This window comes from Actinoplanes sp. DH11 (assembly GCF_020873875.1).
Classification (GTDB): Bacteria; Actinomycetota; Actinomycetes; order Mycobacteriales; family Micromonosporaceae; genus Actinoplanes.
Genome location: NZ_JAHWGU010000001.1, coordinates 1 through 25,682, shown reverse-complemented (window position 1 = coordinate 25,682; position 25,682 = coordinate 1). Strand labels below are relative to the sequence as shown.

Here is a 25,682-nt window from a genome sequence, read left to right as displayed (position 1 = left end):
TACATCCACATTCATCCATGCGAAACAGGCTGCGCTCATGCCTGTCTCGCGTCGAACCCTGCTGCTGACCTCCGCGGCCTCCGCCGCCGGTGCGACAACGATCTGGCCGCTGGCCGCGAACGCCACGCCGTACCGCGGGCCGCTGCGCTCCGACCCGTTCACCCTGGGCGTGGCCTCCGGCGACCCGGACCCCGACGGTTTCGTGCTCTGGACCCGGCTCGCCCCGGAACCGCTCGCCGCGGACGGCCTGGGTGGCATGCCGTCCCGCAACGTCGTGGTGACCTGGGAGCTCGCTGCCGACGAACGGTTCCGCAAGGTGGTCCGGCGCGGTGTCGCCGTGGCCCGGCCGGACCGGGGGCACAGCGTCCACATCGAACTCGACGGACTGTCGCCGGGCCGGGAGTTCTTCTACCGCTTCCACGCCGAGCGGTACACCTCCCCGGTCGGGCGGACCCGCACCGCGCCGGCCCGCTCGGCCCGGGTCGCCAGCCTCGCCATGTCGTTCGTCTCCTGCTCCCAGTACGAGCACGGCTACTTCACCGCCTACCGCAGGCTGGCCGAGGACGAGCCGGAACTGATCCTGCACCTCGGCGACTACCAGTACGAGTACGCGCCCGACACCTACAACATCCCCGGTGGCAATCCGCGCGACCACCAGGGACCGGAGACCGTCACGCTGGCGAACTACCGGCAGCGGCACGCCCAGTACAAGACCGATCCCGACCTGCAGGCCGCACACGCCGCCGCGCCCTGGGCGGTGGTGTGGGACGACCACGAGGTCGAGAACAACTGGGCCGACGAGGCGCCCGAACAGCCCGACCCCGGTTTCCTGGACCGGCGGGCGGCCGCCTTCCGGGCCTACTACGAGAACATGCCGCTGCGCCGCACCTCGATCCCGCGGGGCATCGACATGCAGCTGTACCGGCGGCTGCACTGGGGCCGGCTCGCCACGTTCCACCTGCTCGACACCCGGCAGTACCGCGACGACCAGGGCTGCGGTGACGGGTACAAGGACTGCCCGGCCGCGTACGACCCGGCCCGCAGCATCACCGGCCCCGAGCAGGAGAAGTGGCTGCTCGACGGGTTCCGGCGCTCCACCGCCCGCTGGGACGTCCTCGGCCAGCAGGTCTTCTTCGGCCAGCGGGACAACAACTCCGGCCCGCAGAAGGTGCTCAGCATGGACTCCTGGGACGGATATCAGGCGTCCCGGGACCGGATCACCCGTGGCTGGATCGAGGCGGGCGTGCGCAACCCGGTGGTGCTCACCGGTGACGTGCACGCGCACTGGGCCGCCGACCTGAAACTCGACTACGACGACCCGGCCGCGAAGACGGTCGGCACCGAACTGGTCTGCTCCTCGATCACCTCGGGCGGGAACGGCGCCGACGTGCCCAGCGGCAACCACCCGTGGGCGGCGTGGAACCCGCACCTGCGCTTCTACAACAACCAGCGGGGTTACGTCCGGACCCGGATCACCGGTGACGCGCTCACCGCCGACTTCGTGACCGTGCCCTACGTGACCACGCCGGGTGCGCCGGCGACCACCCGTGCCAGCTTCGTCATCGAGGACCGGGTGCCCGGCTTGAACCAGGTCGCCGACAACCCGACACCTGGTGCGTCGCTGCGGTCCGGTGGGGACCTCGGCCGGGCGACCGTCGAGCAGGAGACGAGCCGGCCCTGACACCCGGACCCACCGGGCCCTGACACCCGGGTTCACCGGGTCCGCCGATCGCGGCGGGCCCGGCCGGACCTGAGCTGCCCGACCAGGGCCGGCGCCAGGCCGAACCCCAGCACCTGGTGCAACAGCCCGGCCAGGTGATGCCGGGGATCGGCTGCCAACGCCCGGTCCACCGCCACCCGGGCCAGTGCGCCACGACCGGCCCGCCAGGCGGTGAAGCCGAGCAGGCACGCGGGCGCCGGCACGTAGAGGCGCTCCATCCGCCGCAGCACGTCCGTCCACAACGCGATCCGCCACTCCTGCGGACCCACCCGGTCCAGGGCGTAGTCCTCCACCGAACGGTCCACCAGCAGCACACCGAGCCAGGCGGTCTCGTCGTCGTCGAGGGCCCGGTCCGTGCGGTACCGGGTCTCGGCCTGCCGGACGGCGAGCTGCCCGGCGCGGTTGACGCGTCGCGCGTACCGCTTCGCGCCCATGTCCTCGGCGACCAGGGCGGCGAACCGTTTCCGGGCCCGTTCGGTCGCCTCGCCCATGGCGATCCGCGCGTCGCCCTCCACCGGTGCCACCTGCGCGACGAGGGCACGCCGGTCGGGCAGCGCCACCTGACCGCGGAACGTGGCCTCGGCGGCGATCACGCTGTCCGCGGGCAGGCACGGCGTGCCGTCGTCCGGGCAGCAACGGGTGTCGTCGCACAGGAACGACCACCAGCGCCCGTCGGTGACCCGGAGCGCGTCGTTCACCCGTACCCCTGCTGTCCGCAACGCCTCCACCAGGCGCAACACCGCGGGAGTGACCCGGGCCGGCGCCCCGAAGCCGACCACCACCAGCGACGACGAGCCCTGTCGCGCGATCGTCGCCGCTGTCGCCTGCGCCGCGTCGCGGGCCTCCGCCGGGTCGCCACCCGGTTCCGGCAGGTCGTAACAGGCGCCGAAATCGACGTCGGGGCCGGTGAGTCCGAGCACGGCGACACAGTCCACCGGGTGATAACCCAGCACGAACGGCAGGACGGCGATCAGATCGGAGGGGGTACGGACGATGAGCGGGCAGTCGGCTGTCATACGAGGCAGCGTCGCCGCCGGCCGGACGCGCCCGGATGCCGAATTGCGGGCTGTGGACGACACGCCGGTCCGTCCACAGGCCACGTTCCCGGCGATGGCCCGTGAGCTGCGCCTTCAGCTTTTGAAGGGCAACTCGTGAAGCTGGAGGCCTTCCTCGTGCCAGGCGTGGCTGTGCCGGTCCAGGTCCATGGTCAGCTCGATCGAGGAGACCACGTCGTACCCGGCCGCGTGCAGGCTGCGGATCGCGTCCACATTGCGTGACTCGGGCGAGATGGTCAGCGACGTCATGTTCCGGTTCTTGGCCTCGGCGGCGACGTGGTGCAGCAGGTTGCGGCCGACACCCTTGTGGCGGTGGGTGACCGTGACGACCACCGGATCGACCTCGCCGGCCCGGCCCCGCATGATCAACCCCACCATGCCGATGACCCCGTCGTCGGCATGGTCCGCCACCCAGAGCCCGGAAAGATCGAGTCTGGTCAGGTACTCCTCGAAGCCGGCGCCGCCGTCGTCGGTGTGCTCGCCGTACATCTCGTTGTGCTGCCGGGTGAGCTCGGCCCACAACTTCCGGCCCGCGGAGTGATCGCTCGGGCGGTAGGAACGCACAGCGACAGGCGTCATGTCGCCATCATGCCTGCGAATTGGGATGTACGTCACGCGAAGCGCAAGATAAGCGAGTGGACCTGGCGTACCTGCGCGCGCATCCCCAGCACCTCCCGACATTTCTCACCCACCAGCGGATCCGGGAGACCCCGGTCAGCGGCGGGGTGTGCACAGCACGGCGGCTGACCCTCGACGACGGGACGTCGCTGTTCGCCAAGTCGTGGCCGTCGGACCCGGCGCCGGACGGGATGTTCGCGGCGGAGGCTGCCGGTCTGGCGTGGCTGCGGGCGGCCGGCGCCGTACCGGTGCCCGAGGTGATCGCGGCCCTGCCCGACCTGCTGGCCCTGGAATGGGTGTCGCCGGGAACGCCTTCCCGACCGGCGGCCGCTGCCTTCGGCCGGTCCCTGGCGCTGACACACCGGGCCGGGGCCGACGCGTTCGGCGCACCCTGGCCGGGCTGGATCGGGCCGCTCCCGCTCGACAACACGCCCGACACGGATTCCTGGGGCACCTGGTTCGGGACCCGCCGGCTGCTGCCCTACCTGCGGCTTTCCGCTGATCGCGGATCTCTGCACGCGGACGACATCGCGGCCGTCGAGGAAATCATCAAGAGCATCGAGGGGTACGGGGAAAGCGAACCACCCGCCCGGATCCACGGTGACCTGTGGCCGGGGAACCTGCTCTGGGGCGCCGACGGCCGGGCCTGGCTCGTCGACCCGGCGGCGCACGGCGGTCACCGGGAGACGGACCTCGCGACGCTGGCCCTGTTCGGCGGGGTGCCGCATCTTGACACCGTCCTCGGGGCGTACCGGGAGGAGTGGCCGCTCGCCGACGGATGGCGGGAGCGGGTTCCGCTGCACCAGTTGCATCTGCTGCTCGTGCACACGGCGGCGTTCGGGTCCGGGTACCGGGTGGCGGTTCGGTCGGCTGCGGACGCGGTCCTGCGTACCTGATGGCCGCGGCTTTTGTGCCGTCGCTTTCGTGCCGTCGCTGCTGCTTCTTCCTCCTCCGTCCGGTTCGACGTGGGAGTCCATAGAGCGATATGCGTAACGGCGATCCGGGTGCGGAGCGGCTAGATTCGATCCGTGAGCCTCTTCGTGAGATCAGCCGTCACCACCGGGTGGCGTCCGTGACCGTGCTCGCCGACCGGTTCGGCCGCATCGCGACCGACCTGCGCGTCTCGCTCACCGATCGGTGCAATCTGCGGTGCACCTACTGCATGCCCGCGGAGGGTCTCGCGTGGATGCCCCAGCCCGACCAGCTCACCGACGACGAGGTGAGCCGCCTGGTGCGGATCGCGGTCGAGCAGCTCGGTGTCACCGAGGTCCGGTTCACCGGCGGCGAACCGCTGATCCGCCGCGGCCTGGTCGGCATCGTCGCGGCCGCCGCGCGACTGAATCCCAAGCCCAAGCTGTCGGTCACCACGAACGGCATCGGGCTGGACCGGATCGCCGCGGGCCTGAAAGAAGCAGGCCTCGATCGGGTGAACGTCTCCCTCGACACCCTCGACCCGGCCCGCTTCCACACGCTCACCCGCCGCGACCGGCACGCCGACGTGCTGGCCGGTCTGCGCGCCGCGGTGGACGCCGGCCTGACGCCCGTGAAGATCAATACGGTGCTGATGCGAGGGGTGAACGACGACGAGGCGGCCGAGCTGCTGCGCTTCGCCCTCGACCACGGCTACCAGCTGCGCTTCATCGAACAGATGCCGCTCGACGCCCAGCACCAGTGGGACCGGCACGCCATGGTCACGGCCGAGGAGATCCTGGCCGCCCTGGCACCCTTCGATCTGCGTCCCGACGATGTTTCACGTGGAACAGCGCCGGCCGAGACCTGGCTCGTACCCGGCCATCTCGACGCGGCCGGCGAACCCGCCCGGGTCGGCGTGATCGCGAGCGTGACCCGGCCGTTCTGCGGCGACTGCGACCGCACCCGCCTGACCGCCGACGGCCAGGTGCGCAACTGCCTCTTCGCCACCGACGAGAGCGACCTGCGCAAACACCTGCGCACCGGCGCCACCGACGAACGCATCGCCGACGCCTGGCGGGCCGCCATGTGGGGCAAACGAGCCGGCCACGGCATCGACGACCCCACGTTCCTCCAGCCCGCCCGCCCGATGTCCGCAATCGGAGGCTGAACCGTGCTGACCGTGCGCTACTTCGCCGGCGCCCGAGCGGCCGCCGGCGGCACCTCAGCCGAGACCGCCTCAGCCTCATCCCTGGATGAGCTCATCGAGGTGCTGGCAGCCCGCCACGGCGAGAAGCTGACCCTCGTGATGAAAGCCGCCAGCTTCCTCGTCGACGGCCTCACCTGCCACGACCGTTCCGCCCCGCTGCCTTCAGACGCCACGGTCGACGTGCTGCCTCCCTTCGCCGGCGGCTGAGCACGCGGCCTGCTCAACCACCCTGGGCCCGAGGGCCCAGAACCCGGGCCGTCCTGAACTGTTGTCACCGCAGTCCGGATCCCGCTCGAAGTCGGCAACATCGCCGGGTTTCGGCCACCGGCCCACCTACGCCACCGGCCCGCCAGACCGCCGGGCGCCTGGGGCGCGGGCCACCGGGCCGCCAGATCTCCAAGCCACCAGGCCGCCAGGCCACCGGACCGCCAGGCCACCGGGCCACCGGGCCGCTTACGCCCGGACTACCCCGCGACCTGGCGCTCGGGTACCGGCAAGCGCGGCGTATCCACCTTTTTCGGCCCCCGGACGCGCCCTCCATGTCGAAGTGGATCTGCTAGCGCTACGAAATCGCGGTGATCATGGGCCTATCACCGCGATTTCGCATCGCTAGCAGATCCACTTCTCCTCGTGGTTGCTGATCCACTGACCGCAACTGAGCCGATGGCAAGGAAGCTCGCGCTGCTTGGAACCACAGGCGCACCCCGGCGAGCCGCCCGCCGTGAGCTTCGGCCGGACCGCCGGCCGCGAGACCCCGGCCGATGGCGAACGGCCCCGACCAAGAGCGGGCAACCCCCGGCGCCAGGAGCGGGCGGCGCCGGGCCAAAAGCGGGCGACGGCCCCGGCCGAAGTCGAGCAACCCCTGATCGAAAGCGAGCGAACAGCGGCCGAAGGCGACGGCCCCGGCCGGAAGCGGGCGCACCCCCGGCCGGAAGCAGGCGCCCCCCGGCCGGAAGCGGGCGCCCCCCGGCCGGGAGCGGGTGACGCCGCCGGGCGGTGCGGTGAGTGTGGTCAGGGGTCGGCTCCGGTCGGGGACACTGGTTCGGGCAAGCTGGTGCGGGCACGGCCACGGACGGCCGCAGGGGGAGGGTTCTCAGTTGGGCTTCGTCGCGGTCGTTCTGATCGTCATCGGGCTGATCCACTTCTACCTGTGGAAGCGGCTGGTGCACGACACGCTGCGCCCGGGAATGCCGCGCCGCGTCGGCACGGGGATCGTGATCGTTCTCGGTCTGCTGGTGCCGGCCACGCTGATCGGGGTCCGTAACGGCTACGTCCAGTGGCTGTCCTGGCCGGGCTATCTGTGGATCGCGGTGATGTTCTACCTGCTCGTCGTGCTGGCGGTGTTGGAGCTGCCGAGACTGGCGGCGATGCGCCTGTGGGCGGCACGCACGGGCGCACCGGAGCCGGCGACCGCGCGACCCGTAGCGCACGAGGCGCACGAGACGCACGAGACCCACGAGACGCACGCAGGGGACCAAGAGGCGCGAGGCGCGGCAAGATCAGCAGCGCGAGCCGTGACCGAGCAAGGATCGCCGACCGCCACAGAGCCGGAAGCGCAAGCCGCGGGGCCACAAGCCGCGGAGCCGCAAGCGCAAGCCACGCGGCCACAAGCAGCGAAGCCGGAAGCGCAAGCCGCGCGGCCACAAGCCGCGGACCCGCAAGCGCAAGCCGGACCGAAACCGGGCGAAAGAGCGACTTCGCCGGAAGACCCGCAGCGCCTGAACCGCCGCCTGCTCCTGGCACGCGGCACGGCCATCTTCGCCGGCCTCACCGCTGCGGGCATCACCGGTTACGGCGTGAAGACTGCGACCAGCGCCCCGCGGATCGACCGTTTCCAGATGCCGATGCCGAAGCTGCCCCGTGGCATGGACGGGACGCGGCTCGCTGTCGTCTCGGACATTCATCTCGGCCCGCTGACCGGTGTCGAGCACGCCCAGCGGATCGTCAAGGTGATCAACTCGGTGAACGCGGATCTGGTCTGTGTCGTCGGGGACCTGGTTGACGGCAGTGTGGCGGAGCTGGGCCGGTTCGCCGCGCCGCTGGGCGGCATCGAGTCGCGGCGGGGCGCCTACTTCGTGACCGGCAACCACGAGTACTACTCCGGGTACGAGGAGTGGATCGACGAGGTCGCGCGGCTCGGGATCCGGCCGTTGCGCAACGAGCGGGTGGAGATCGACGGTCTGGATCTGGCCGGCGTCAACGACGTGTCCGGCTCGGAGCACGGCGATTCGGCCGATTTCGGCCGGGCGCTCGGTGATCGGGACCAGGCCCGGCCGGTGGTGCTGATGGCTCATCAGCCGGTGGCCGCGAAGGACGCCGCGCCGTACGGTGTGGACCTGCAGGTCTCCGGTCACACCCACGGTGGGCAGATGGTGCCGTTCAACCTGCTGGTGAAGCTGGAGCAACCGGTGGTGTCCGGTTTCGGGAGGGTGGACGGTGTCCCGGTCTATGTGACGAACGGCGCCGGCTACTGGGGTCCGCCGGTCCGGGTGGGTGCCCCTCCGCAAGTCACCGTCATCGAACTGCGTACGGCTTAACTAATCAAGATCGGTAAGTGTGTTTGAGCGTGGCGACTCGTGGCCTGACCGACGGCCGTGACAGGATGCGGGGCGTGGCGGCCACCGCGGAAACATATGTCGCGGACCTGCACATTCACTCGCGCTACTCGCGTGCCTGCAGCCGTGACCTGACGCTGCCGAACCTGGCGTGGTGGGCCCGGCGCAAGGGCATCGGCCTGCTCGGCACCGGCGACTTCACCCATCCGGCCTGGTTCGAGCATCTCCGGGAGAGCCTCGAACCGGCCGAGCCGGGCCTGTTCCGGCTGGCGGACGAGAAACCGGTGACGAAGCGCCTGCCCGGTTCGCTGCGGGGCACCACACCGGCCCGGTTCATGCTCAGCGTCGAGATCTCCACGATCTACAAGCGGGATGACCGGACTCGCAAGGTCCACCACCTGTTGTACGCACCCGACTTCGCCTCCGTCGAGAAGATCAACACGGCGCTGGCCCGGATCGGCAACCTGACCGCGGACGGGCGCCCGATCCTCGGCCTCGACTCCCGGGACCTGCTGGAGATCACCCTGGAGGCCGGTGGCTACCTGATCCCGGCGCACATCTGGACGCCGTGGTTCTCGGCGCTCGGCTCCAAGTCCGGTTTCGACGCGATCGCCGACTGCTACGCCGACCTGGCCGACCATGTCACCGCGGTGGAGACCGGGCTCTCGTCGGACCCGGAGATGAACTGGCGGGTTTCCAGCCTCGACCGGTACCGCCTGGTCTCGAACTCAGACGCCCACTCACCGGCCGCGCTGGCCCGGGAGGCGACGCTCTTCACCGGCACGCCCGACTACGCCGCGGTGCGGGACGGTGCCGGCCTGGCCGGCACGATCGAGTTCTTCCCGGAGGAGGGCAAGTACCACGCGGACGGCCACCGGGCCTGCGGCGTGAACTGGGAGCCGGCGCGCACCCGCGAGGCCGGTGGCCGGTGCCCGGAGTGCGGCCGGCCGCTGACTGTCGGTGTGCTGAGCCGGGTCGAGGACCTGGCGGACCGCCCGGCCGGTTTCCACAAGGAGCAGCGCGTCGAGCACCTGATCCAGCTGCACGAGATCCTCGGTGAGATCAACGGCGTGGGCCCGAAGTCGAAGACCGTGGAGGAACGGCTCAATCACCTGGTCGCCACGCTCGGGCCGGAGCTGGACATCCTGCGCAAGGTGCCGGTCGACGAGATCGGCAAGGCGGGCGGCGAGGAGCTGCGTGAGGCCATCACCCGGCTGCGGCGTGGCGACGTGCGGCGGGTGCCGGGCTACGACGGCGAGTACGGCGTGATCACCCTGTTCGAGCCCGGTGAGCTGCGCAACCGGAACAGCGCCCCGCAGGTGGAGACGCTCTTCGACATGTTCCCGGAGCCGAAGGCCGCGAAGTCCCGGACGGAACCGCCGGCGAAGGACCGCAAGACCAAGCCCGCCAAGGAGAAGCCGGCACCGCCGCCCCTCGCGCCGCCGCCCAGCCCGCACGAGCCGTTCGAGCCGATGCTCGCCGGGATGGAGGAGGTCGGCACCGGCCTGCTGGACCGGCTGGACGCGATGCAGCGGGTGGCCGCGTCCGCGCCGGGCGGGCCGCTGCTGATCGTGGCCGGACCGGGCACCGGCAAGACGCGGACGCTCACCCACCGGATCGCGTACCTCTGTGCCGAACTGGGCGTCTTCCCGGAGCGCTGCCTGGCGATCACGTTCACCCGGCGGGCCGCGGCCGAGCTGCGGGAACGGCTGGAGGCGCTGCTGGGTGACGTGGCCGAGGACATCACTGTCGGCACGTTCCACTCGCTCGGCCTGACCGTGCTGAAGGAGAACGCCAAGGCGGCCGGGCTCGGCGCGAACTGGCGGATCGCCGACGAGCAGGAGCAGGCGCAGGCCCGGGAGCAGGCGGGGGTGGACGATGCCGCGTACCGCAAGCTGCTCCGCCAGCAGGACCTGGTGGACCTGGACGACCTGATCAGTCTGCCGGTGGCGCTGCTGCGGGACGACCCGGCGCTCGTCGAGCGGTACCGCCGGCGCTGGCAGTGGATCTTCGTGGACGAGTACCAGGACGTCGACGAACTGCAGTACGAGCTGCTGCGCCTGCTCAGCCCGGCGGACGGCAACCTGTGCGCGATCGGCGACCCGGATCAGGCGATCTACTCGTTCCGCGGCGCCGACGTGAAGTACTTCTTGCGCTTCAACGCCGACTTCGTGGACGCCCGGCTGGTCCGGCTGACCCGCAACTACCGGTCGTCGGCACCGATCCTCGCCGCCGCGGTGCAGGCCATCGCGCCGTCGTCGCTGGTCAGCGGCCGCCGGTTGGATCCGGCCCGGCTGGACCCGGAGGCGCCGCTCGTCGGCCGGTACCCGGCGCGCAGCGTGGCCGATGAGGCCGACTTCGTGGTGCGGACCATCGACGAGCTGGTCGGCGGCCTCTCGCACCGATCGCTGGACTCGGGCCGGGTCGACTCCCGGGCCGCCGTCGCCGGCACGCTGTCCTTTTCGGACATCGCGGTGCTCTACCGCACCGACGCCCAGTCCGGGCCGATCCTCGACGCGCTGTCCCGGGCCGGCGTGCCCGTGCAGAAGCGTTCGCACAACCGGCTGCGCGACCGGCCCGGCGTCCAGGTCATCGCGCGCGAGCTGCGCCACGCGAGCGGGGCGGAGGGTTCGCTCGCCACGCGGGTCAAGGCTGCCGCACAGATGCTGGCGCAGCGGTACGCGACCCCGACGCTCGACGGCGACCAGCTGGCCCCCGAGGACGTCTGGTCGGCGGCCGACCTGCTCCTGCCCCTGGCTCAGCGGGTCGGTGACGACCTGCCGCTGTTCCTGCAGCAGCTGGAGACCGGCGCCGAGGTGGATGCGCTCGACCCGCGTGCCGAGGCTGTCAACCTGCTCACCCTGCACGCCGCGAAGGGGCTGGAGTTCCCGGTCGTCTTCCTGGTCGGGTGCGAGGACGGCCTGCTGCCGCTGCGCTGGCCGGGTTCGGCGCCCACCGACGAGGAGGTCGCCGAGGAACGGCGGTTGTTCTTCGTGGGGCTGACCCGGGCGCAGGACCGGCTCTACGTCAGTCATGCGGCGAAGCGGTCGCGGCACGGCAGCGAGCGGGAGCAGGAGCCGACGCCGTTCCTGGACGTGATCGATTCGGGCCTGTTCGAGCGGCTGGGCGAGGCGGCCCGGTCCAAGCCGAAGGACCGCCAGCTGCGCCTCCTGTAGGGACCGGACCGCCGGCACCGCGCTCGATCAGACCGTGAGCAGGGCGATCAGGGCGCCGGCCAGCAGCGCCGGGCCGAACGGGAGCGCCCGTTTCCGGTCGGCCCGCCGGGTGATCAGGAGGGCGGCGGCGACCAGGCCGCTGATCAGGTGGGCCGCGCCCAGGCCGGCCACCACGGCCGGCCACCCGCCGAAGCCGAGGACGAAGGCAAGCGCCGCGCCCAGTTTCACGTCGCCGAGCCCGAGGCCGCCGCCGGGCAGCAGCGCCAACGCCAGGTAGGCCGCGCCGGCGAGGGCCGCGGCGGCGACGGCGACCGGGAGGCGGGCGGGGTCGAGCAGCGCGAGCGGCAGGCCGGCGACCAGCGTGAAGAGCGCCACCACGGTGTCGGGCAGCCGGTGGCAGCGCAGGTCGATCACCGCGAGGAGGACGCCCAGGACGGCCGCGACGAGCAGGAGTGGGAGTTGCGATGCCGTTCCGAGCGAGACGGCGAGCGAACCGGTGACGATGGCGGACGCGAGGACCGTACTCTCTCCGTGCCTGCCCGGCACGCAGCCCGCGCAGGCCCCGCCGGCCCGGACCCATCCGGCGAGGCCGCCGGCGAAGCGCCGCCCGCATCCGGCGCAAGCCGATCGGGGTTGTTCGCCGTGGGCGACCGCCAGCCGGTGCGCGACGCGCGGCACGAACGCTCCCGCCGCGCCGCCGAAGACGACGGCCATGATCACGAGTGGTGATGACACGATCGTGGACGGTAACGTTCCGTCTGTTCCGATGGGGATCGGGTTCCCGACAAAGCCCCGCGATTCCGGCAACATCCGGATCCGTGCCGCACGCTACCGTGTCAGGCAGCGAAATCCGCTTCGGGAGGGACTGGCGATGTCGCAGAACGGGCCGACCCCCGGTCAGCCGCCGAGGCCGGGCCGCGGCGCCGACGAGCCCTATGCGGAGCCGTCCGATCCGTGGAGTGAGCACGAGCAGCCGCAGCCGTGGAGTCCGCCGCCGGCACCGCCGATCCCGCAGCAGCCCTACGCGCAGGACTGGATCCAGAAGTCCCAGCCGGCCCGCCGTGGTTTCGCCATGGGCGCTCTCGTCGCGGTGCTGAGCGTGCTGGTCGGCGGCGGTGTCGCGACGGTGGCCTGGTTCCTGGTGGGCCGCGAGGACGAGGAGCCGCCGGCGGTGACCGCAGCGACCACGCCCGCCGGCACCGGGCCGCGGCCGCAGACCAGTGAGGACGCCCGGTTCGCCGCCAAGGGTCAGTGTGTGCGCAACGACGGCACCAACCTGGAGCCGAAGCTGCGGGTGGTGTCCTGCGCCGCCAACACCTATCAGGTGCTGGCCCGCATTGAGGGGCGGACCACCGGCGACAAGGACGCGATGGGCAAGTGTTCCAAGGTCAAGAACTATACGAAGTGGTACTACTACGACACCGAGTACGACGATGTCGACGTGGTTCTCTGTCTCCGTGAGTATGGGACGCTCTAGCGATTCTGCTAGACAGCGCTAGAGGACGGTCGAGAGTGAAATCGAGTGGACTCTAGCGTCAGCGTTAGACAGCCCGATACTGTGCTACGCCATGGATCCCGTGCGGAACCCGTACGCTCCCGGCGCCGGCCAGCGTCCCCCCGAGCTCGCCGGCCGCGACCGTGAGCTGGACGCCTTCGACATCGTCCTGGAGCGGGTGGCCCGCGGCCGCCCGGAGCGCAGCCTGGTCCTGACCGGCCTGCGTGGCGTCGGCAAGACGGTCCTGCTGAACACCCTGCGCTCGGCCGCGATCGGCCGGCTCTGGGGCACCGGCAAGATCGAGGCCCGGCCGGACCAGTCGTTGCGCCGCCCGGTCTCCGGCGCGCTGCACATGGCGATCCGCGAGCTCGCGCCGCACCACCGCGACCCGGACCGGGTGGACGAGGTGCTCGGCGTGCTCAAGGCGTTCGCGCTGCGCTCCAACGACGGCAACGCGAAGCTGCGCGACCGCTGGGTGCCGGGCATCGACGTGCCGCCGGCACGCGGCCGGGCCGACTCCGGGGACATCGAGATCGACCTCGTCGAGCTCTTCACCGACGTGGCCTCGCTCGCCACCGACGTCGGCACCGGGATCGCCCTGTTCATCGACGAGATGCAGGACCTGAGCGCCACCGACGTGTCGGCGCTCTGCGCGGCCTGCCACGAGCTGTCCCAGCTGGGCGCGCCGCTGATCGTGGTGGGCGCCGGGCTGCCGCACCTGCCGGCGGTGCTGTCCGCCGCCAAGTCCTACTCCGAGCGCCTGTTCCGGTACGCGCGGATCGACCGGCTGGACCGGGACGCCGCCGACCTCGCGCTGGGCATTCCGGCCGAGCGGGAGGGCGTGGCGTACGACCGGGAGGCGCTCGACCTGCTCTACGAGAAGTCCGGCGGCTACCCGTACTTCGTGCAGGCCTACGGCAAGGCGACCTGGGACCACGCGCCGCAGACACCGGTCACGGCCGACGACGTCCGGGTGGCGGCGCCCGAGGCGGAGGGCGAGTTGGCCGTCGGCTTCTTCGGCTCGCGGTTCGAGCGGGCCACCCCGGCCGAGCGGGAGTACATGCGGGCCATGGCGACACTCTCCGGCGATCCGGGCAACGACATGGACGCGGCCGTGCCGACCGCCGACATCGCCACCTCGCTGGGGCGCAAGCCGGCCAGCCTCTCACCGGCCCGGGACGCGTTGATCAAAAAGGGCCTCATCTACTCGGGCGAGCGTGGCACCGTCGCGTTCACCGTCCCGCACTTCGGCCGGTACCTGCGAACGCAACCGGTGTAATCGCGCGGTTACGGGTATAACGAGGTTCATGAAGCCCGTTCGCACCGCTGCCCGCGCCATGCTCGCCTCGATCTTCGTGATCAGCGGGGTCCGCGTGCTGATGAACCCGGGCGAGGGCCGGGTGCAATCGGCCCGCCGGGTCACCGACCGGATCACGCCGCTGCTCGAGAAGACCGACCCGCGCCTGCCCACCGACCCGGCCACGCTCGTGCGGGCCAAGGCCGCCGCCGACGTGGTGGCCGGCCTCGCCCTCGCCAGCGGGCACTTCACCCGCCCGGCCGCCGCGGTGCTGGCCGCCGGCCTGCTGCCGACCACTGTCGCCGGCCACCCGTTCTGGGCGGCGCCCAAGGAGGAGCGGCCCGCCCAGGAGATCCACTTCCTGAAGAATCTCGGCCTGCTCGGCGGGCTGCTGCTCGCCGCCGCCGACACCGAGGGCAAGCCGAGCCTGCGCTACCGGACCACCCACGCCGTGGACCGCAGCCAGCACCGGCTGAACCGCGCGGTCGACCGCTCGCAGCGGGAGATGCGCCGCGCGGTGCGGACGGCCAAGCGGGAGGCCCGGATCGCCGCGCTCTCCGCCACCGCCGCACGCAAGCTTCCCGGCTGATCCACCGGCGTTTCCACACTCGCCGTGCGCGGCGAGTGTGGCCACTTTGCCCGGATAACAACCTCTAAGCGGCCTTTGCGTTAAAGCGGACGAAGGGCCGTCACGGTCGGTCTGCGCCTCGCAGAGCTCGCTTCCGCCCGGCTACAACTGCCGCCGCTCCCACCCTGGTAAGCCCTGGTCAATCCCCGGGACGGGTGGAGCGGCAGCCGTGCCGTGCCCGGAGGACGAGACGGGGGTCGCGGCATGCCGGCAATCGACAGGGATGTGCGCCGCGCTGCGCGCATGCGGTCCGGGCTGCTCGCGCTCGGCGGCGCGCTCACGCTTCTGCTGATCAGCCTTTCCCTGCAGGCGTACGGGCTGAGCATGCTCGAAATCCAGTTGGCCGCCATCCGGAGCTGGATGGTCGGCGACGGGCTCTACGCGTACCGCGTCCCCGGCACCCAGACCGGCGCCGCCCTCTCCCCGGCGCTCGCCCTCCTCCTCGCGCCCCTCGCCGCCCTGCCCCTCCCGGTGGCCGGCTGGCTGCTCGCCCTGGCGAGCCTCGCCGCGCTGCTGCTCGCCCTGCTGGTGCTGGCCGGCCCGATCGCCCGGCGCCTCGGCCGCAGCCGCGCGCCACTGGTCCTCACGCTGACCGCGCTCGCCCTGCTGACCGGCCCGGTCCGCGCCACGATCGGTCTCGGCCGCACCGACCTGCTGCTTTTCGCCCTGGTCGTGGTAGACCTGGTAGCCCTGCGCCGGGTGGCCTGGGCCCGGGACCGCTGGCTGCCCGGGCGCTTCCCGCGGTCCCGCTTCCCGGACGGGAAGCAGTCACACACCGAGCGCCTGCGCCGCATCTGGATCACCGGCGCCTGGGCCGGCACCGGCATCGGCCTGGCCACCGCGCTGACCCCGGCCCCGGTGCTGCTGATCGGCTACCTCCTGATCAGCCGCCGGCGGCGAGCCGGCCTGACCGCGCTGTCCACGGCTGCGGCGGTCAGCCTGGGAGCGTTCGTGGCGGCCCCCGGCGAAACCCTTACCTGGTACGGCCACGCCCTCTGGCAACTCGACCGGACCGCACCGATCAGCGCCGCCGACAACCAGTCCCTGGCCGGTCTGCTGGCCCGGCTGCACGGTCACACCGCGCCCCCGGTGCTGGTCTGGCTCTCGTTCGGCGTGCTGCTCCTGGCGGTCGGCCTGATCCGCGCCCGCTCGGCCCACGCCGACAACGACGAGGTCGCCGCGTTCACGCTGGTCGGTCTCGCCGCGACGGTGGCCGGTCCGGTCGCCGCAGCCGGCGAGGCGCTCTGGCTGCTGCCGGCCGTCCTGATCCTCGGCGACGTGGCGATTCGCAGCCGGCCGGCCGGTCCGCCCGGCGGCCGGCCGGCCTGGCCCGGGCTCTGCCGTGCCCTGTTCGCCGGCGCCGGCCTCTCCCCTGCCCGGCTTGCCGGTGCAGGGTTCGGCCTGGCCGCGATCGCCGGGTACGGCCTGCTCGTCGCCGATCCTCACGGCGCCGTCACCTGGAACGGGTACGCCATCGCCCTGATCGTCCTGGTCAACGCCCTGCCCTGGCGCAACGAAACCGTACCGGTAGCCCCGGTCCGGAGGTCGTTCCGCCGGGCGGCCGCGATCCCGGTCCCGCGCGGCGGCTGACGCCCCGCCCACGATGTCGGTGCCGCGTGGCGGCTGACGCCCCGCCGCCGCGTGGCGGCTGACGCCGCCGCTCATGCCCGGGTCAGGGGCAGTTCACCCACTCCTCGGCGCCGTCCGTGAAGACCTGCCGTTTCCAGATCGGCAGCCGCGCCTTGGCCTCGTCGACCAGCCGGCCGCACGCCTCGAAAGCCGCCGCCCGGTGCGCCGTGCTGACCGAGGCGACGAGCGCGACATCGCCGATCCCGAGAGTGCCGATGCGGTGCGACACAGCGACCGCGTAGACGGCCGGGTCGGCGGCGATCTCGTCGGCCACCTCGCGGAGGATCGCGGCGGCGGTCGGGTGGCCCTCGTACTCCAGCAGGGTCACCCCCCGCCCGTGGTCGTGGTCGCGGACCACGCCCTGGAACGAGACGACCGCACCGGCCCGGGCGTCGGCCACCGCGGCCTCGTGCGCGGCGAGGTCGAGCGGGGCGTCGACGACCTCGCAACGGGTCACCACACCGGCTGGGACAGTCATGTCAGCGCTCCCCGGGCATCAGCGGAAGGGGCAGGAAGGGAACCAGGTCGCCGGTCGCGGCGCGGGTGCCGGGCCGGACCACCACGAAACCGTGCGAGTTGGCGAGGCCGCGCAGCATCGCCGAGCCGACGTGCCCGGTCGGTGTCGCGGTGCGGCCGGCCGGGTCCAGCCGGGCCAGCGCCAGGTGCGTGAAGTCGCCCCGGCCCGGCACGTCGGTGGCGGCCTCGACCTGCGGCAGCGGCGGGAGTGGGCGGCCGCGCAGGCCGGCCAGCAGCGGCGCGACGAGCGTGACCAGCGCGATCACCGCGGACTGCGGGTTGCCGGGCAGCCCGGCCAGGAACTTCGGCCGGTCGCCGGGCACCCGGGCCAGCAGCATCGGGAAGCCGGGACGGACCGCGACGGTGTTGACGATGTACTCCGCGCCCAGCTCGGCGAGCGCGGGATGCAGGTGGTCGACCGGGCCGTGCATGGTGCCACCGGTGGTGCAGACCAGGTCGGCGCCTGCCAGGCCGTCGCGGATCGCGTCGAGGTGCGCGGCGAGCGTGTCCTTGACCGGGCCGGTCACACCGGTGACGGTCGCGCCGTAACGCCGCAGCCAGCCGGGGACCTGCGGGCCGAGCGAGTCACGCACCCGGCCGGCGCCGGGTGGGCCCTCGGTGAGCAGCTCGTCGCCGAAGACCAGCAGGGCGGCACGCGGCTCGGCCAGGACCGCCAGCGACGAGTACCCGCAGGTGGCGGCGACACCTATCACCGCGGGGTCGACAGCGGTCCCGGCCGGCAGCAGCTCCTCACCGCGGTTCGCCTCCTCACCCGGGAGGCGCCAGTCGGGGATCGCGCGCGGCTCACCGGTGACCCGCCCGTCCGCTCCGGTCGCCGAGTCCTCGATCCGGATCAGCGCGGTGGCGCCCGCCGGCACCATCGCGCCGGTGGCGATCTCGACACACGCACCGTCCCCGCTCAGCGGTGGCGGTGTGCCGCCGGCCAGCACCCGGCCCTCCGGCAGCCACGGGCCGGACCCGCGCACCGCCCAGCCGTCGATGCTCGAGGTCGGAAAGGCCGGCAGGTCGGTGAGCGCGCGCAGCGGCTCGGCCAGGGTCCGGCCGTCGGCGTCGGCGAGCGGGACCCGCTCGGCGGCACCGGCCGCGGCACGGCCCGCCGCGTACGCCAGGGCGCGTGCCTGCTCCCAGTCCACTGGGGTCGTGTCGGTCACCGGCTGAGCCTATCGCCGATCCGTCAATGATCTCCGCCGCGGATCTGGTCGACGGTGTGCCGCAGGATCGGCCCGAGCACCGCCAGCCCGTCCTTCGCGCCGCCGGTCGAGCCGGGCAGGTTGACGATCAGGGTGCGGCCGGCCACACCGGCCAGGCCACGGGAGAGCGCGGCGGCCGGTACGGCGTCCCGGCTGTGCGCCCGGATCGCCTCGGCGATGCCCGGTATCTCGAAGTCCAGCAGGCCCCGGGTCGCCTCCGGGGTCCGGTCGGTCGGGGTGACGCCGGTGCCGCCGCTCGTCACGACCACGTCGACGCCGTCGGCGACGGCCGCCCGCAGCGCCTCGGCCACCGGCTCGCCGTCCGGCACGACGACCGGGCCGGTCACCTCGCAGCCGAGGTCGCGGAGACCGGCGACCAGGCGGGGACCGCTGGTGTCGGCGTAGACGCCGGCCGCGGCACGGTTCGAGGCGACGATCACCCGGGCTTTCATGGACGGTCCTCCGGCCGTACCCAATCGCCGGTCTTGCCGCCTTCCTTGCGCATCACCCGCACCGCCTCGATGCTCGCGGCCGGGTCCACCGCCTTGATCATGTCGATCATCGCGAGGCCCGCCGTCGCGACGGCGGTGAGCGCCTCCATCTCGACGCCGGTCCGGTCCGCGGTCTTGGCGGTCGCCGTGATCTCCACGGTCGTGTCGGTCGGGGTCAACTCCACGGTGACACCGTGCAGCCCGATCGGGTGACACAGCGGAATCAGTTCCGGGGTGCGCTTGGCGCCCATGATGCCGGCAAGGCGGGCCACGGCGAGGGCGTCGCCCTTCGGCAGGCCGTCCCGGCGCAGCAGGTCGATCACCTCGGCGGTGGTCCGGACCCGGCCCGCCGCGACGGCTCGGCGGGCACTCACCGGCTTGGCGGACACGTCGACCATCCGGGCCGCGCCGGTCTCGTCGACATGGGTCAGCTGGAATTCCTGGGGCATACCGGGAGCTTATAGAGCCGTTACGGCCGTCGCGTTCGCATCACCGCCGTATTGGCTTCACACTTTGTCCATACCCGCCGGTCATGCTTCCGGCACTGGTCAGGAAGCGTCGGCCGGGGACGAAAATGACATTCGGAATGCTTTCTTCATTGCATTGAGTCGCCATTACGGGACTATCAGTGACGACAACGCGATCTATTCTCGCATTCTGCGCATACTGACACGATCCTCTGGAAACAGACACGTCTGAGACCCTAGGTTCGTCCTTGTCGCGACAGACAAGTGCCAGATGTACGTCATCGGATCAGTCCGTCATCGGATCTCGAATCCTTTGATGTCCACTCAGAATGAGGAGAAAGCCATGCGCGGCAACAACGACTGGGGCTGAAGGACGAGGGTGCGCGAAGCGGCCCTCATGAATAACCTGAGCCTTGAGCGACGAACTGATTGCGCTCGGCGACGGGATGACCATGACTGAGACCAGCACCAACGACGACGCGACCGATAGGCGGCTACGGCTGCTCATCGGTCTCGTCGTCGTTGCGGCGTCCCTCGCCCTCGGTGGCTGGGTGCTGGCCCTGCTCCACCATCCGGTCCCCCCGCCGCAACCCTGGATCCTGGCCCTGCTCACCGCCGTGATCGCGGCGGCCAACAAGCTCAAGGTGTCGGTCCGGATCCGGTCCAGCATGGACGGCACCGCCTGGGGTGAGGTGCCGGTGCTGGTCGGCATGCTGCTGATCCCGGCGCCGTGGGTGGTGTTCTGCTCGGCGGTCGCCCTCGCGGTCCTCAAGGTGTCGATCCGGGCCGGCCTGCGCAAGACGTTGTTCGCGGTGGCGAAGGAAACCCTCACCGCGAGTGCGGCCGGCGCGGTCTTCCTGCTCCTCGGCGTGCGTCCCGACCTCACCGACCCGTCGTTCCCGGCCGTCGCCATCTTCGTCGCGCTCACCGCCTTCACACTCGTCGACCACCTGGTCTTCTTCCCCGTGATGGCCACGGACAGCCGGACGAGCATCCGGCGGGCCGCGCTGAAGAACGGCAAGAGCAAGGTCATCGGCTACCTCGGCCAACTGGCCGCCTGCCTTCTCGTCGCCGGGCTCCTCGCCGCCGACGCCAACATGTTGTTCCTGCTGGTCGTCCCACTCGTTGTGGCTTGCATGCACCTGTGGCAGTCCCGCAGCGCCCGCACCCGCGAGGAACGCGAGTCGTGGCAACGTCTGGCGAAGGCGACCGACGAGCTCAACGCGGTCGACCTCACCAAGGTGCTGCACGCGGCGACGACGCGCGCGGCACAGATCTTCTCCGCGGCCGAGGCCACCATCGACGTCACGACCGGCAGTGCCGGGCGGACGGTCCGGGCCACCGAGGCCCGCGTCCTCGCCGACGGCCCGCTGACCGCCACCCTGCCCCGGCTGGACGAGAAGGCGGTCGACCTGGTCGCGCACGACGGCGGGGTCCGGGTCGGTGTGCTGCGGCTCAGCTTCGGCGGTGCGGTCCGGCTGACCGAGGTCGAGCAGTACAAACTGCGCACCTTCGCGTCGGCGCTCTGCACTGCCATCCGCAACGCCCAGGCGTACGCGGAACTCGCCCGCATCGCCGCCGAGAACGAGCACGCCGCCACCCACGACCCGCTCACCGGGCTGCCCAACCGCCGCCGGCTGTACGAGCACGCCGCCGAGCAGTTCCGGAGCACCGAGCAGGCCGGCCTCTTCGCGCTGCTGCTGATCGACCTGAACCACTTCAAGGAGGTCAACGACACGCTGGGGCACGCCGCCGGTGACGACGTGCTGCGCGAGGTGGCCAGCCGGCTCAACGGCGCGGCCGTCGACGGTGACCTGGTGGCCCGCCTCGGTGGTGACGAGTTCGCCGTGCTGATGGCCGGCCTGCCCACCCCGGCGCTTGCCACCCACCGCGCCACCGCGATGCTCACCGCCTTGGACCCCAGCATCGAGGTCGAGGGCATGCAGATCACAGTGGACGCTGCCGGCGGCATCGCGCTGGCCGCCGGCACGGGCGGCGTCGAAGAGCTGATGCGCCGCGCTGACATCGCGATGTACCAGGCGAAACGGACCGGCGAGCAGACCGCGATCTACGTGCCCGCCCGGGACACCGCCGACCTCGACCGGCTGATGCTCACCGGCGACCTGCGCCGGGCGGTCGCCGAGCACGAGTTCACCGTCGACTTCCAGCCGATCGTCGACCTGGGCAGCGGCGAAGTGATCTCCGCCGAGGCGCTGGCCCGCTGGCGGCACCCCGCCCAGGGCAGCCTCACGCCCGTGCAGTTCCTGGAGACGGTGGAGCGGTCCGGCCAGCTGCCGGCGTTCGCGGACGCCGTGCTGGAACAGTCGCTGCTCGCCATGCAGACCTGGCGCGAGGCCGGCTTCGACCTGCCCGTCGCGGTGAACGTGTCACCGCGCAGCCTGCTCGACCCGCAGTTCCCGGGTGCCGTGCTGGCACGGCTCGCCCGGCACGGCGTCGCGCCGGACCGGCTCACCCTGGAACTCGCCGAAACACTCACCATCAGCCAGCTCGACGTGGTCGAACGCGCCCTGGCCGAGCTGCGCGACGCCGGCATCCGGCTGGCGATCGACGACTTCGGCACGGGGGTCTCGTCGCTCTCCGTCCTGTCCCGCATCCCGGTCAACCAACTGAAGATCGACAGTGCGTTCGTGGCCGCCGTGGAGACCTCGGCGGAGGCGGCGGCGGTCATCCGCACCACCGTGGACCTGGCCCGCAACCTGCACCTCACCGTCGTCGCCGAGGGGGTGGAGAGCGAGCCGCAACGCCGCGCGCTCTGGGAGCTGGGCTGCCTCGCCGGCCAGGGACACCTCTTCGCCCGGCCCTACTCCGCGGCACGTTTCCTCGGCGCTCTGCGGCGCGGCTCCGCCGGCCGGCCGGGCGTGCTGGCCACCGCACTGCACGACGCCGGCGCCGTGGTCCGGATGCCGGTCCGCCGGTCCACCCGCAGCGGAAGATCGCCTCTGCCACACTTGCCCGCGTGAACCTGCGACGCCTCGACCGAGCAGCCGACGGGCTCGCTGCCGACCTCGGCCTCTACCTGGTGTCGGCGGTTTTCGCCCTGGTCACCGCGCTCACCTCGACCCTGCTGCCGCACCGCGCGTGGGGCTCGGTGGCGGCGTGGGGCTACGCGGCCGCCACGCTCGCGGTCGTGGTGCAGCTGCTCCTGGCCCGGTCCGGCCGCACCGTCACGACCCGCTACCGTGCCCTGCTCGCCTGGCTCACCTGGGTGGCCGTCGCCCTCCTGCCCCTGGTCGTGCAGGCGGTGCAGCGGGCCGGCGGGCGCACCGACCGCGCCCAGGAGGAAGTCCTCGTCGTCGAGCACATGGGCGAGTCGCTGCTGAGCACCGGCACGCCCTACCTGAGCCGTGCCGAAATCGCCGCGATCCCCCTCGACGAACGGCTGCTCGGCTATCGCCCGTACCAGCCCGGCATGGCCGTTTTCGGTCTCCCGCGCGGCTTCGCCGGCGATCACTGGTGGACCGACGCCCGGCTCTGGTTCGCGATCGCGACGGTGGCCGCGCTGGCGGCGGCGGTCACCCTGCTGCGTTCCACCCCGAGCCGGGTACGGGCAATCCAGTCGGCCACCGTACTGCCGGTCACCGCACTCACCCTGGCCACCGGAGGCGACGACATCCCGGTCCTCGCCCTGTGCCTGCTCGCCCTGGCGCTGACCGCCGCCGGCCGCTGGGGATGGGCCGGCGCCGCCGCCGGCGCGGCCGCCGCCTGCAAACTCTTCGCCCTGCCGGTCGTCGCCGTCCTCGTCGTGCTCGCCGTCGCCACCGGCCACTGGCGCCGCCTGCTGCCACCCGCGCTCGGCCTGCCGCTGCTGGCCCTGATCCCGCCCCTGCTCACCGACGCCGACGCCCTCGTCGAGAACGTGCTGCGCTTCCCGCTCGGGCACGGCCTGGTCACCAGCCCCGCACAGTCACCGTTCCCCGGATACCTGATCTCGCAGGCCCTGCCCGGCGGCCGCTACGTCGCCGCCGGCCTGCTGATCGCGGCCGCCGCCGTCATCGGTCTCCTGCTGATCCGCCGGCCACCCCGGGACGCCCGCAGTGCGGCACTCTTCTGCGGCTTCGGCCTGCTCGCGGCGATCCTGCTGATGCCGACCACCCGATTCGGCTACATCCTCTACCCGGCCGCGTTCCTCATCTGGGCGAGTGCACTCAGCAAGGACACAGCTACAACCGCTGCACGGCGCGACACGGCCTTGTACCGTCAATGAAATGATGACCTGTCCCAAGTGTCATGGCGAAATGCGGGTCTACGAGCGCAGCAATGTGACGATCGACCAGTGCACCGAATGCCGTGGGATCTTCCTGGACCGCGGTGAGCTCGAAAAGATCTTCGCTGCCGAGGCGTCCTTCAACGCGCGGCCCGGCGCACCGGGGCACGGTCCCGGCGCCCCGGGGCAAGCCCCGCCGCCCCCGCCCTACTCTCAGCACGCACCGCACCAGAGCCACCAGCCCGGCTACCCGCCCCCGCCGCCGCCCCCGCCGGCTTACGGCGCCCCAGCGGCCTACCCGCCGGCAGCCGCGGCCTACGGTCGTCCCGGCTACGGTCACCACGGCCACTACCGGCAGCAGCAGCACCACGGCCACTACCGCCGCAAGAGCTTCCTGCACAACCTGTTCGACTGACCCACCCGGTCACGCGACACGGCGAAGCCGCCGAGGCCTACCTCGGCGGCCCGCAGCCTTGTCACCATTCCGCCTGAGTCCTGACATTTCGGGCCTCTCCCATCCGGGCTTCAACTCTCCGCCGCGCCGGGCCGGGCACGCAGCCGCGCCGGGCCGGGCACGCAGCATCGGTCACCACACCGCCCGCGGGTCAGGACGTCGGCCGCCGGGTGCCCTGAGCGCCGGACCTCGAACTATCCCTACCCCGCCCGGTTGCCCGCGCCGCTCCTGACCGGGCCGCTCCTGACCGGGCCGCTTCTGCCCGCGCCGCACCTAACCGGGCCGCACCTGACCGGGCCGCTCCTGACCGGGCCGCACCTGCCCGCGCCGCTTCTGCCCGCGCCGCACCTGACCGCGCCGCACCTGCCCGCGCCGCACCTGCCCGCGCCGCTTCTGACCGCGCCACGCGCTCCGCTTCTGATCGCCGCGTCCGTCGCCGGGCTCCGCGGCTCGATCGCGACCCGTGTCGACCTCGCTGTTTGCAGCATGTGGACGTCACCAGTTCCGCGCTGTGGGATCGCTGTCTTTCCGCCATCGTCGGCCACATGCCGCCGCGCTCGCCCCCTGAACGATCACCCGCCGTGTTCTCAGCGAGTCGTCTCCACTGTGTCCACGACCGCCCGGCCCTGCCAAAACCGGCCGTCAAGCCAGGAATCGGCTGAGGCCCCGCTCCCCGGCGGAGTGCTCTTCATCACGCTACGTGAGCACCAACCGGAGTCACTCCATCACTTAAGAGAGAACTATTTCGATAAGGCTCTCTTTTCGTGTGCGTTACGAAGTTGTCGGAATACGCAACGTCGCGGATCTTGGGTATTGTCACGACGCCCCCTGTCGCGGCGAACGGAGGAAGAACCGTGACTGAAACTACGGATTTGCGAAGCGATCTGGAAAATGTCTACGGCCGCTACGAGGAACTTCGTTCCGGTGTGGACGAACTCCAGCGCAGCATCGCGACGATGCAGGTGAGCGCGGAGTCCGAGGACGGCGCGGTGTGCGCCACCGTGGATGCCGACGGCCGCCTCGTGAATCTGTTGCTGAATCCACAGGCCTGCCGTGAGTGGGATCCCAGCACCCTCGCCCGGGTAATCGTGGAAACCGTGCAGAACGCATCCGCCGGCAAACACCGGCAAATCGAAAACCTAGTCATCAATCACCGCAACGAAGCCTGACAGTACCGCTGTCGTTCACGCCGGACGGGGGCCGCGGCCGAGCCGCGACCCGGCGTGGACCACAAAGGACTACTGCCGACGGAGAGCCCTGGGCGTCGCCGGACATGCCTGGCCGTTGACCGGCGAACGATCACCGGCCGCTCCTGCCGGGTGCGGCCGCTCCTCCGGCCGCTCCTGCCGGCTGCGGCCGCTCCTCCGGCCGCTCCTGCCGGCTGCGGCCGCTCCTCCGGCCGCTCCTGCCGGCTGCGGCCGCTCCTCCGGCCGCTCTTGCCGGGTCCTGCCGCTCCTGCTGGGTCGGCCGCCGGGGTCCTGCCGGCCTCCGACGCTCGACTTCCACCACGCTGGTCCCTGCAGCCGGATCGGGGACGGGTCGCTGCCGGCTTGTGGATGTGGTCGCCCGCGACCGGTCTCAGCAACCACGAGCGCAAGCCGGTCCATCCGGCTGTCGCTCACGGTCACAAAAAGCGCTCTCCACCAACCGTGAGCGACAGCCGGACCGATCGGCTCAGCCTGTGCCCACGTGCAACGCCCACCGCCGCCACCCGCGGCCAGCACCGCCCCCACCGCCGCCACCCGCGGCCAGGACCGCCTCGCCGTCGACACGCGCGGCCAGCGCCCTCCCCGAGCGCCGCACACCGATCGCCGTCCAGCCGAGACCGCCCGCGCATCACCCCGCGTCCTCCCGGTCCCGGTGGCGCCGGACACGCCGTCCCTGTCGAGATGTTGATCTGCTAGCGACTCTGTTGCCCATTTGGTGTGGTGGGCGTGTCGGCTGGCGTGTGGTGGTTGGTGGTGGCTGGATGGTCGTGGTGTGGTGGGCTTCCTGTGTCCTGCCGGGGGAGGTAGTGGTCGATGTC

Annotated in this window: 21 protein-coding genes; 14 read left to right on the top strand and 7 right to left on the bottom strand. The window is 71.9% G+C overall.

Annotated elements, in window-relative coordinates; translation table 11 throughout:
* Positions 1 to 37 precede the first annotated feature (37 nt).
* Positions 38 to 1,681, top strand: coding sequence for an alkaline phosphatase (locus LPA41_RS00105; RefSeq protein WP_229067355.1), 1,644 nt, complete (start codon positions 38 to 40; stop codon positions 1,679 to 1,681).
* Positions 1,682 to 1,713: 32 nt separating this feature from the next.
* Here the strand turns inward: LPA41_RS00105 and LPA41_RS00100 are convergent, their stop codons facing one another.
* Positions 1,714 to 2,736, bottom strand: coding sequence for a DUF4192 domain-containing protein (locus LPA41_RS00100; protein ID WP_229067354.1), 1,023 nt, complete (start codon positions 2,734 to 2,736; stop codon positions 1,714 to 1,716).
* A gap of 114 nt (positions 2,737 to 2,850) precedes the next feature.
* The gene (locus LPA41_RS00095) at positions 2,851 to 3,354 is read right to left on the bottom strand and encodes a GNAT family N-acetyltransferase (protein WP_229067353.1); all 504 of its coding nucleotides are present in this window, start codon (positions 3,352 to 3,354) and stop codon (positions 2,851 to 2,853) included.
* Between the two features lie 56 nt (positions 3,355 to 3,410).
* Between LPA41_RS00095 and LPA41_RS00090 the strand changes: the two genes are divergently transcribed.
* From LPA41_RS00090 to LPA41_RS00070, 5 genes are all read left to right on the top strand, one after another.
* The gene (locus tag LPA41_RS00090) at positions 3,411 to 4,289 is read left to right on the top strand and encodes a fructosamine kinase family protein (protein ID WP_229067352.1); all 879 of its coding nucleotides are present in this window, start codon (positions 3,411 to 3,413) and stop codon (positions 4,287 to 4,289) included.
* A 167-nt stretch (positions 4,290 to 4,456) separates the two neighbouring features.
* Positions 4,457 to 5,473, top strand: coding sequence for a GTP 3',8-cyclase MoaA (gene moaA / locus LPA41_RS00085; protein WP_229067351.1), 1,017 nt, complete (start codon positions 4,457 to 4,459; stop codon positions 5,471 to 5,473).
* A 3-nt stretch (positions 5,474 to 5,476) separates the two neighbouring features.
* Positions 5,477 to 5,719 carry a MoaD/ThiS family protein gene (locus LPA41_RS00080; RefSeq protein ID WP_229067350.1) on the top strand — a complete coding sequence of 81 codons (243 nt, stop codon included), beginning with the start codon at positions 5,477 to 5,479 and terminating at the stop codon, positions 5,717 to 5,719.
* A 980-nt stretch (positions 5,720 to 6,699) separates the two neighbouring features.
* Positions 6,700 to 8,049, top strand: a complete 1,350-nt coding sequence (locus LPA41_RS00075) for a metallophosphoesterase (protein ID WP_374238098.1) — start codon at positions 6,700 to 6,702, stop codon at positions 8,047 to 8,049.
* A 65-nt stretch (positions 8,050 to 8,114) separates the two neighbouring features.
* Positions 8,115 to 11,243: a UvrD-helicase domain-containing protein gene (locus LPA41_RS00070; RefSeq protein ID WP_229068068.1), complete on the top strand. Its 3,129-nt coding sequence runs from the start codon at positions 8,115 to 8,117 to the stop codon at positions 11,241 to 11,243.
* Positions 11,244 to 11,270: 27 nt separating this feature from the next.
* Here LPA41_RS00070 and LPA41_RS00065 read toward each other — a convergent pair whose 3' ends face one another.
* Complete coding sequence (locus LPA41_RS00065; RefSeq protein WP_229067348.1) at positions 11,271 to 11,978, bottom strand: prepilin peptidase; 708 nt, start codon at positions 11,976 to 11,978, stop codon at positions 11,271 to 11,273.
* A 136-nt stretch (positions 11,979 to 12,114) separates the two neighbouring features.
* Here LPA41_RS00065 and LPA41_RS00060 point away from each other — a divergent pair, with 136 nt between their 5' ends.
* The 4 genes from LPA41_RS00060 (at position 12,115) to LPA41_RS00045 (ending at position 16,253) form a co-directional block, all read left to right on the top strand.
* Entirely contained in the window at positions 12,115 to 12,720 is a 606-nt protein-coding gene (locus LPA41_RS00060) for a hypothetical protein (RefSeq protein WP_229067347.1), read from the top strand.
* Between the two features lie 91 nt (positions 12,721 to 12,811).
* A complete protein-coding gene (locus tag LPA41_RS00055) occupies positions 12,812 to 14,017 on the top strand; it encodes an ATP-binding protein (RefSeq protein WP_229067346.1) in 1,206 nt (401 codons plus the stop codon).
* Between the two features lie 28 nt (positions 14,018 to 14,045).
* On the top strand, positions 14,046 to 14,624 hold the full coding sequence (locus LPA41_RS00050) for a DoxX family membrane protein (RefSeq protein ID WP_229067345.1): 579 nt from the start codon (positions 14,046 to 14,048) through the stop codon (positions 14,622 to 14,624).
* A gap of 243 nt (positions 14,625 to 14,867) precedes the next feature.
* A complete protein-coding gene (locus LPA41_RS00045) occupies positions 14,868 to 16,253 on the top strand; it encodes a glycosyltransferase family 87 protein (RefSeq protein WP_229067344.1) in 1,386 nt (461 codons plus the stop codon).
* A gap of 82 nt (positions 16,254 to 16,335) precedes the next feature.
* On the opposite strand, the gene LPA41_RS00040 is transcribed toward LPA41_RS00045, so the two are convergent.
* From LPA41_RS00040 to moaC, 4 genes are read right to left on the bottom strand one after another with little or no spacing between them, the layout of a single operon-like run.
* Positions 16,336 to 16,770: a molybdenum cofactor biosynthesis protein MoaE gene (locus tag LPA41_RS00040; protein WP_229067343.1), complete on the bottom strand. Its 435-nt coding sequence runs from the start codon at positions 16,768 to 16,770 to the stop codon at positions 16,336 to 16,338.
* 1 nt (position 16,771) lies between these two features.
* The gene (locus LPA41_RS00035) at positions 16,772 to 17,980 is read right to left on the bottom strand and encodes a molybdopterin molybdotransferase MoeA (protein WP_229067342.1); all 1,209 of its coding nucleotides are present in this window, start codon (positions 17,978 to 17,980) and stop codon (positions 16,772 to 16,774) included.
* A gap of 23 nt (positions 17,981 to 18,003) precedes the next feature.
* Entirely contained in the window at positions 18,004 to 18,471 is a 468-nt protein-coding gene (locus tag LPA41_RS00030) for a molybdenum cofactor biosynthesis protein B (protein WP_229067341.1), read from the bottom strand.
* Positions 18,468 to 18,959, bottom strand: a complete 492-nt coding sequence (gene moaC / locus LPA41_RS00025; protein ID WP_229067340.1) for a cyclic pyranopterin monophosphate synthase MoaC — start codon at positions 18,957 to 18,959, stop codon at positions 18,468 to 18,470. The genes LPA41_RS00030 and moaC overlap by 4 nt, the downstream gene beginning before the upstream one ends.
* Positions 18,960 to 19,429: 470 nt before the next feature.
* Here moaC and LPA41_RS00020 point away from each other — a divergent pair, with 470 nt between their 5' ends.
* The 4 genes from LPA41_RS00020 to LPA41_RS00005 all read left to right on the top strand — a co-directional run bounded on the left by LPA41_RS00020 (position 19,430) and on the right by LPA41_RS00005 (position 24,825).
* On the top strand, positions 19,430 to 21,958 hold the full coding sequence (locus tag LPA41_RS00020) for a bifunctional diguanylate cyclase/phosphodiesterase (RefSeq protein ID WP_229068066.1): 2,529 nt from the start codon (positions 19,430 to 19,432) through the stop codon (positions 21,956 to 21,958).
* The gene (locus LPA41_RS00015) at positions 21,955 to 23,202 is read left to right on the top strand and encodes a glycosyltransferase 87 family protein (RefSeq protein WP_229067339.1); all 1,248 of its coding nucleotides are present in this window, start codon (positions 21,955 to 21,957) and stop codon (positions 23,200 to 23,202) included. Before LPA41_RS00020 ends, LPA41_RS00015 begins: the two co-directional genes overlap by 4 nt.
* 1 nt (position 23,203) lies before the next feature.
* Positions 23,204 to 23,617 (top strand): zf-TFIIB domain-containing protein, encoded by a 414-nt coding sequence (locus tag LPA41_RS00010; RefSeq protein WP_229067338.1) that lies wholly within the window; start codon positions 23,204 to 23,206, stop codon positions 23,615 to 23,617.
* An 893-nt stretch (positions 23,618 to 24,510) separates the two neighbouring features.
* Entirely contained in the window at positions 24,511 to 24,825 is a 315-nt protein-coding gene (locus LPA41_RS00005) for a YbaB/EbfC family nucleoid-associated protein (RefSeq protein ID WP_229067337.1), read from the top strand.
* Positions 24,826 to 25,682 lie beyond the last annotated feature (857 nt).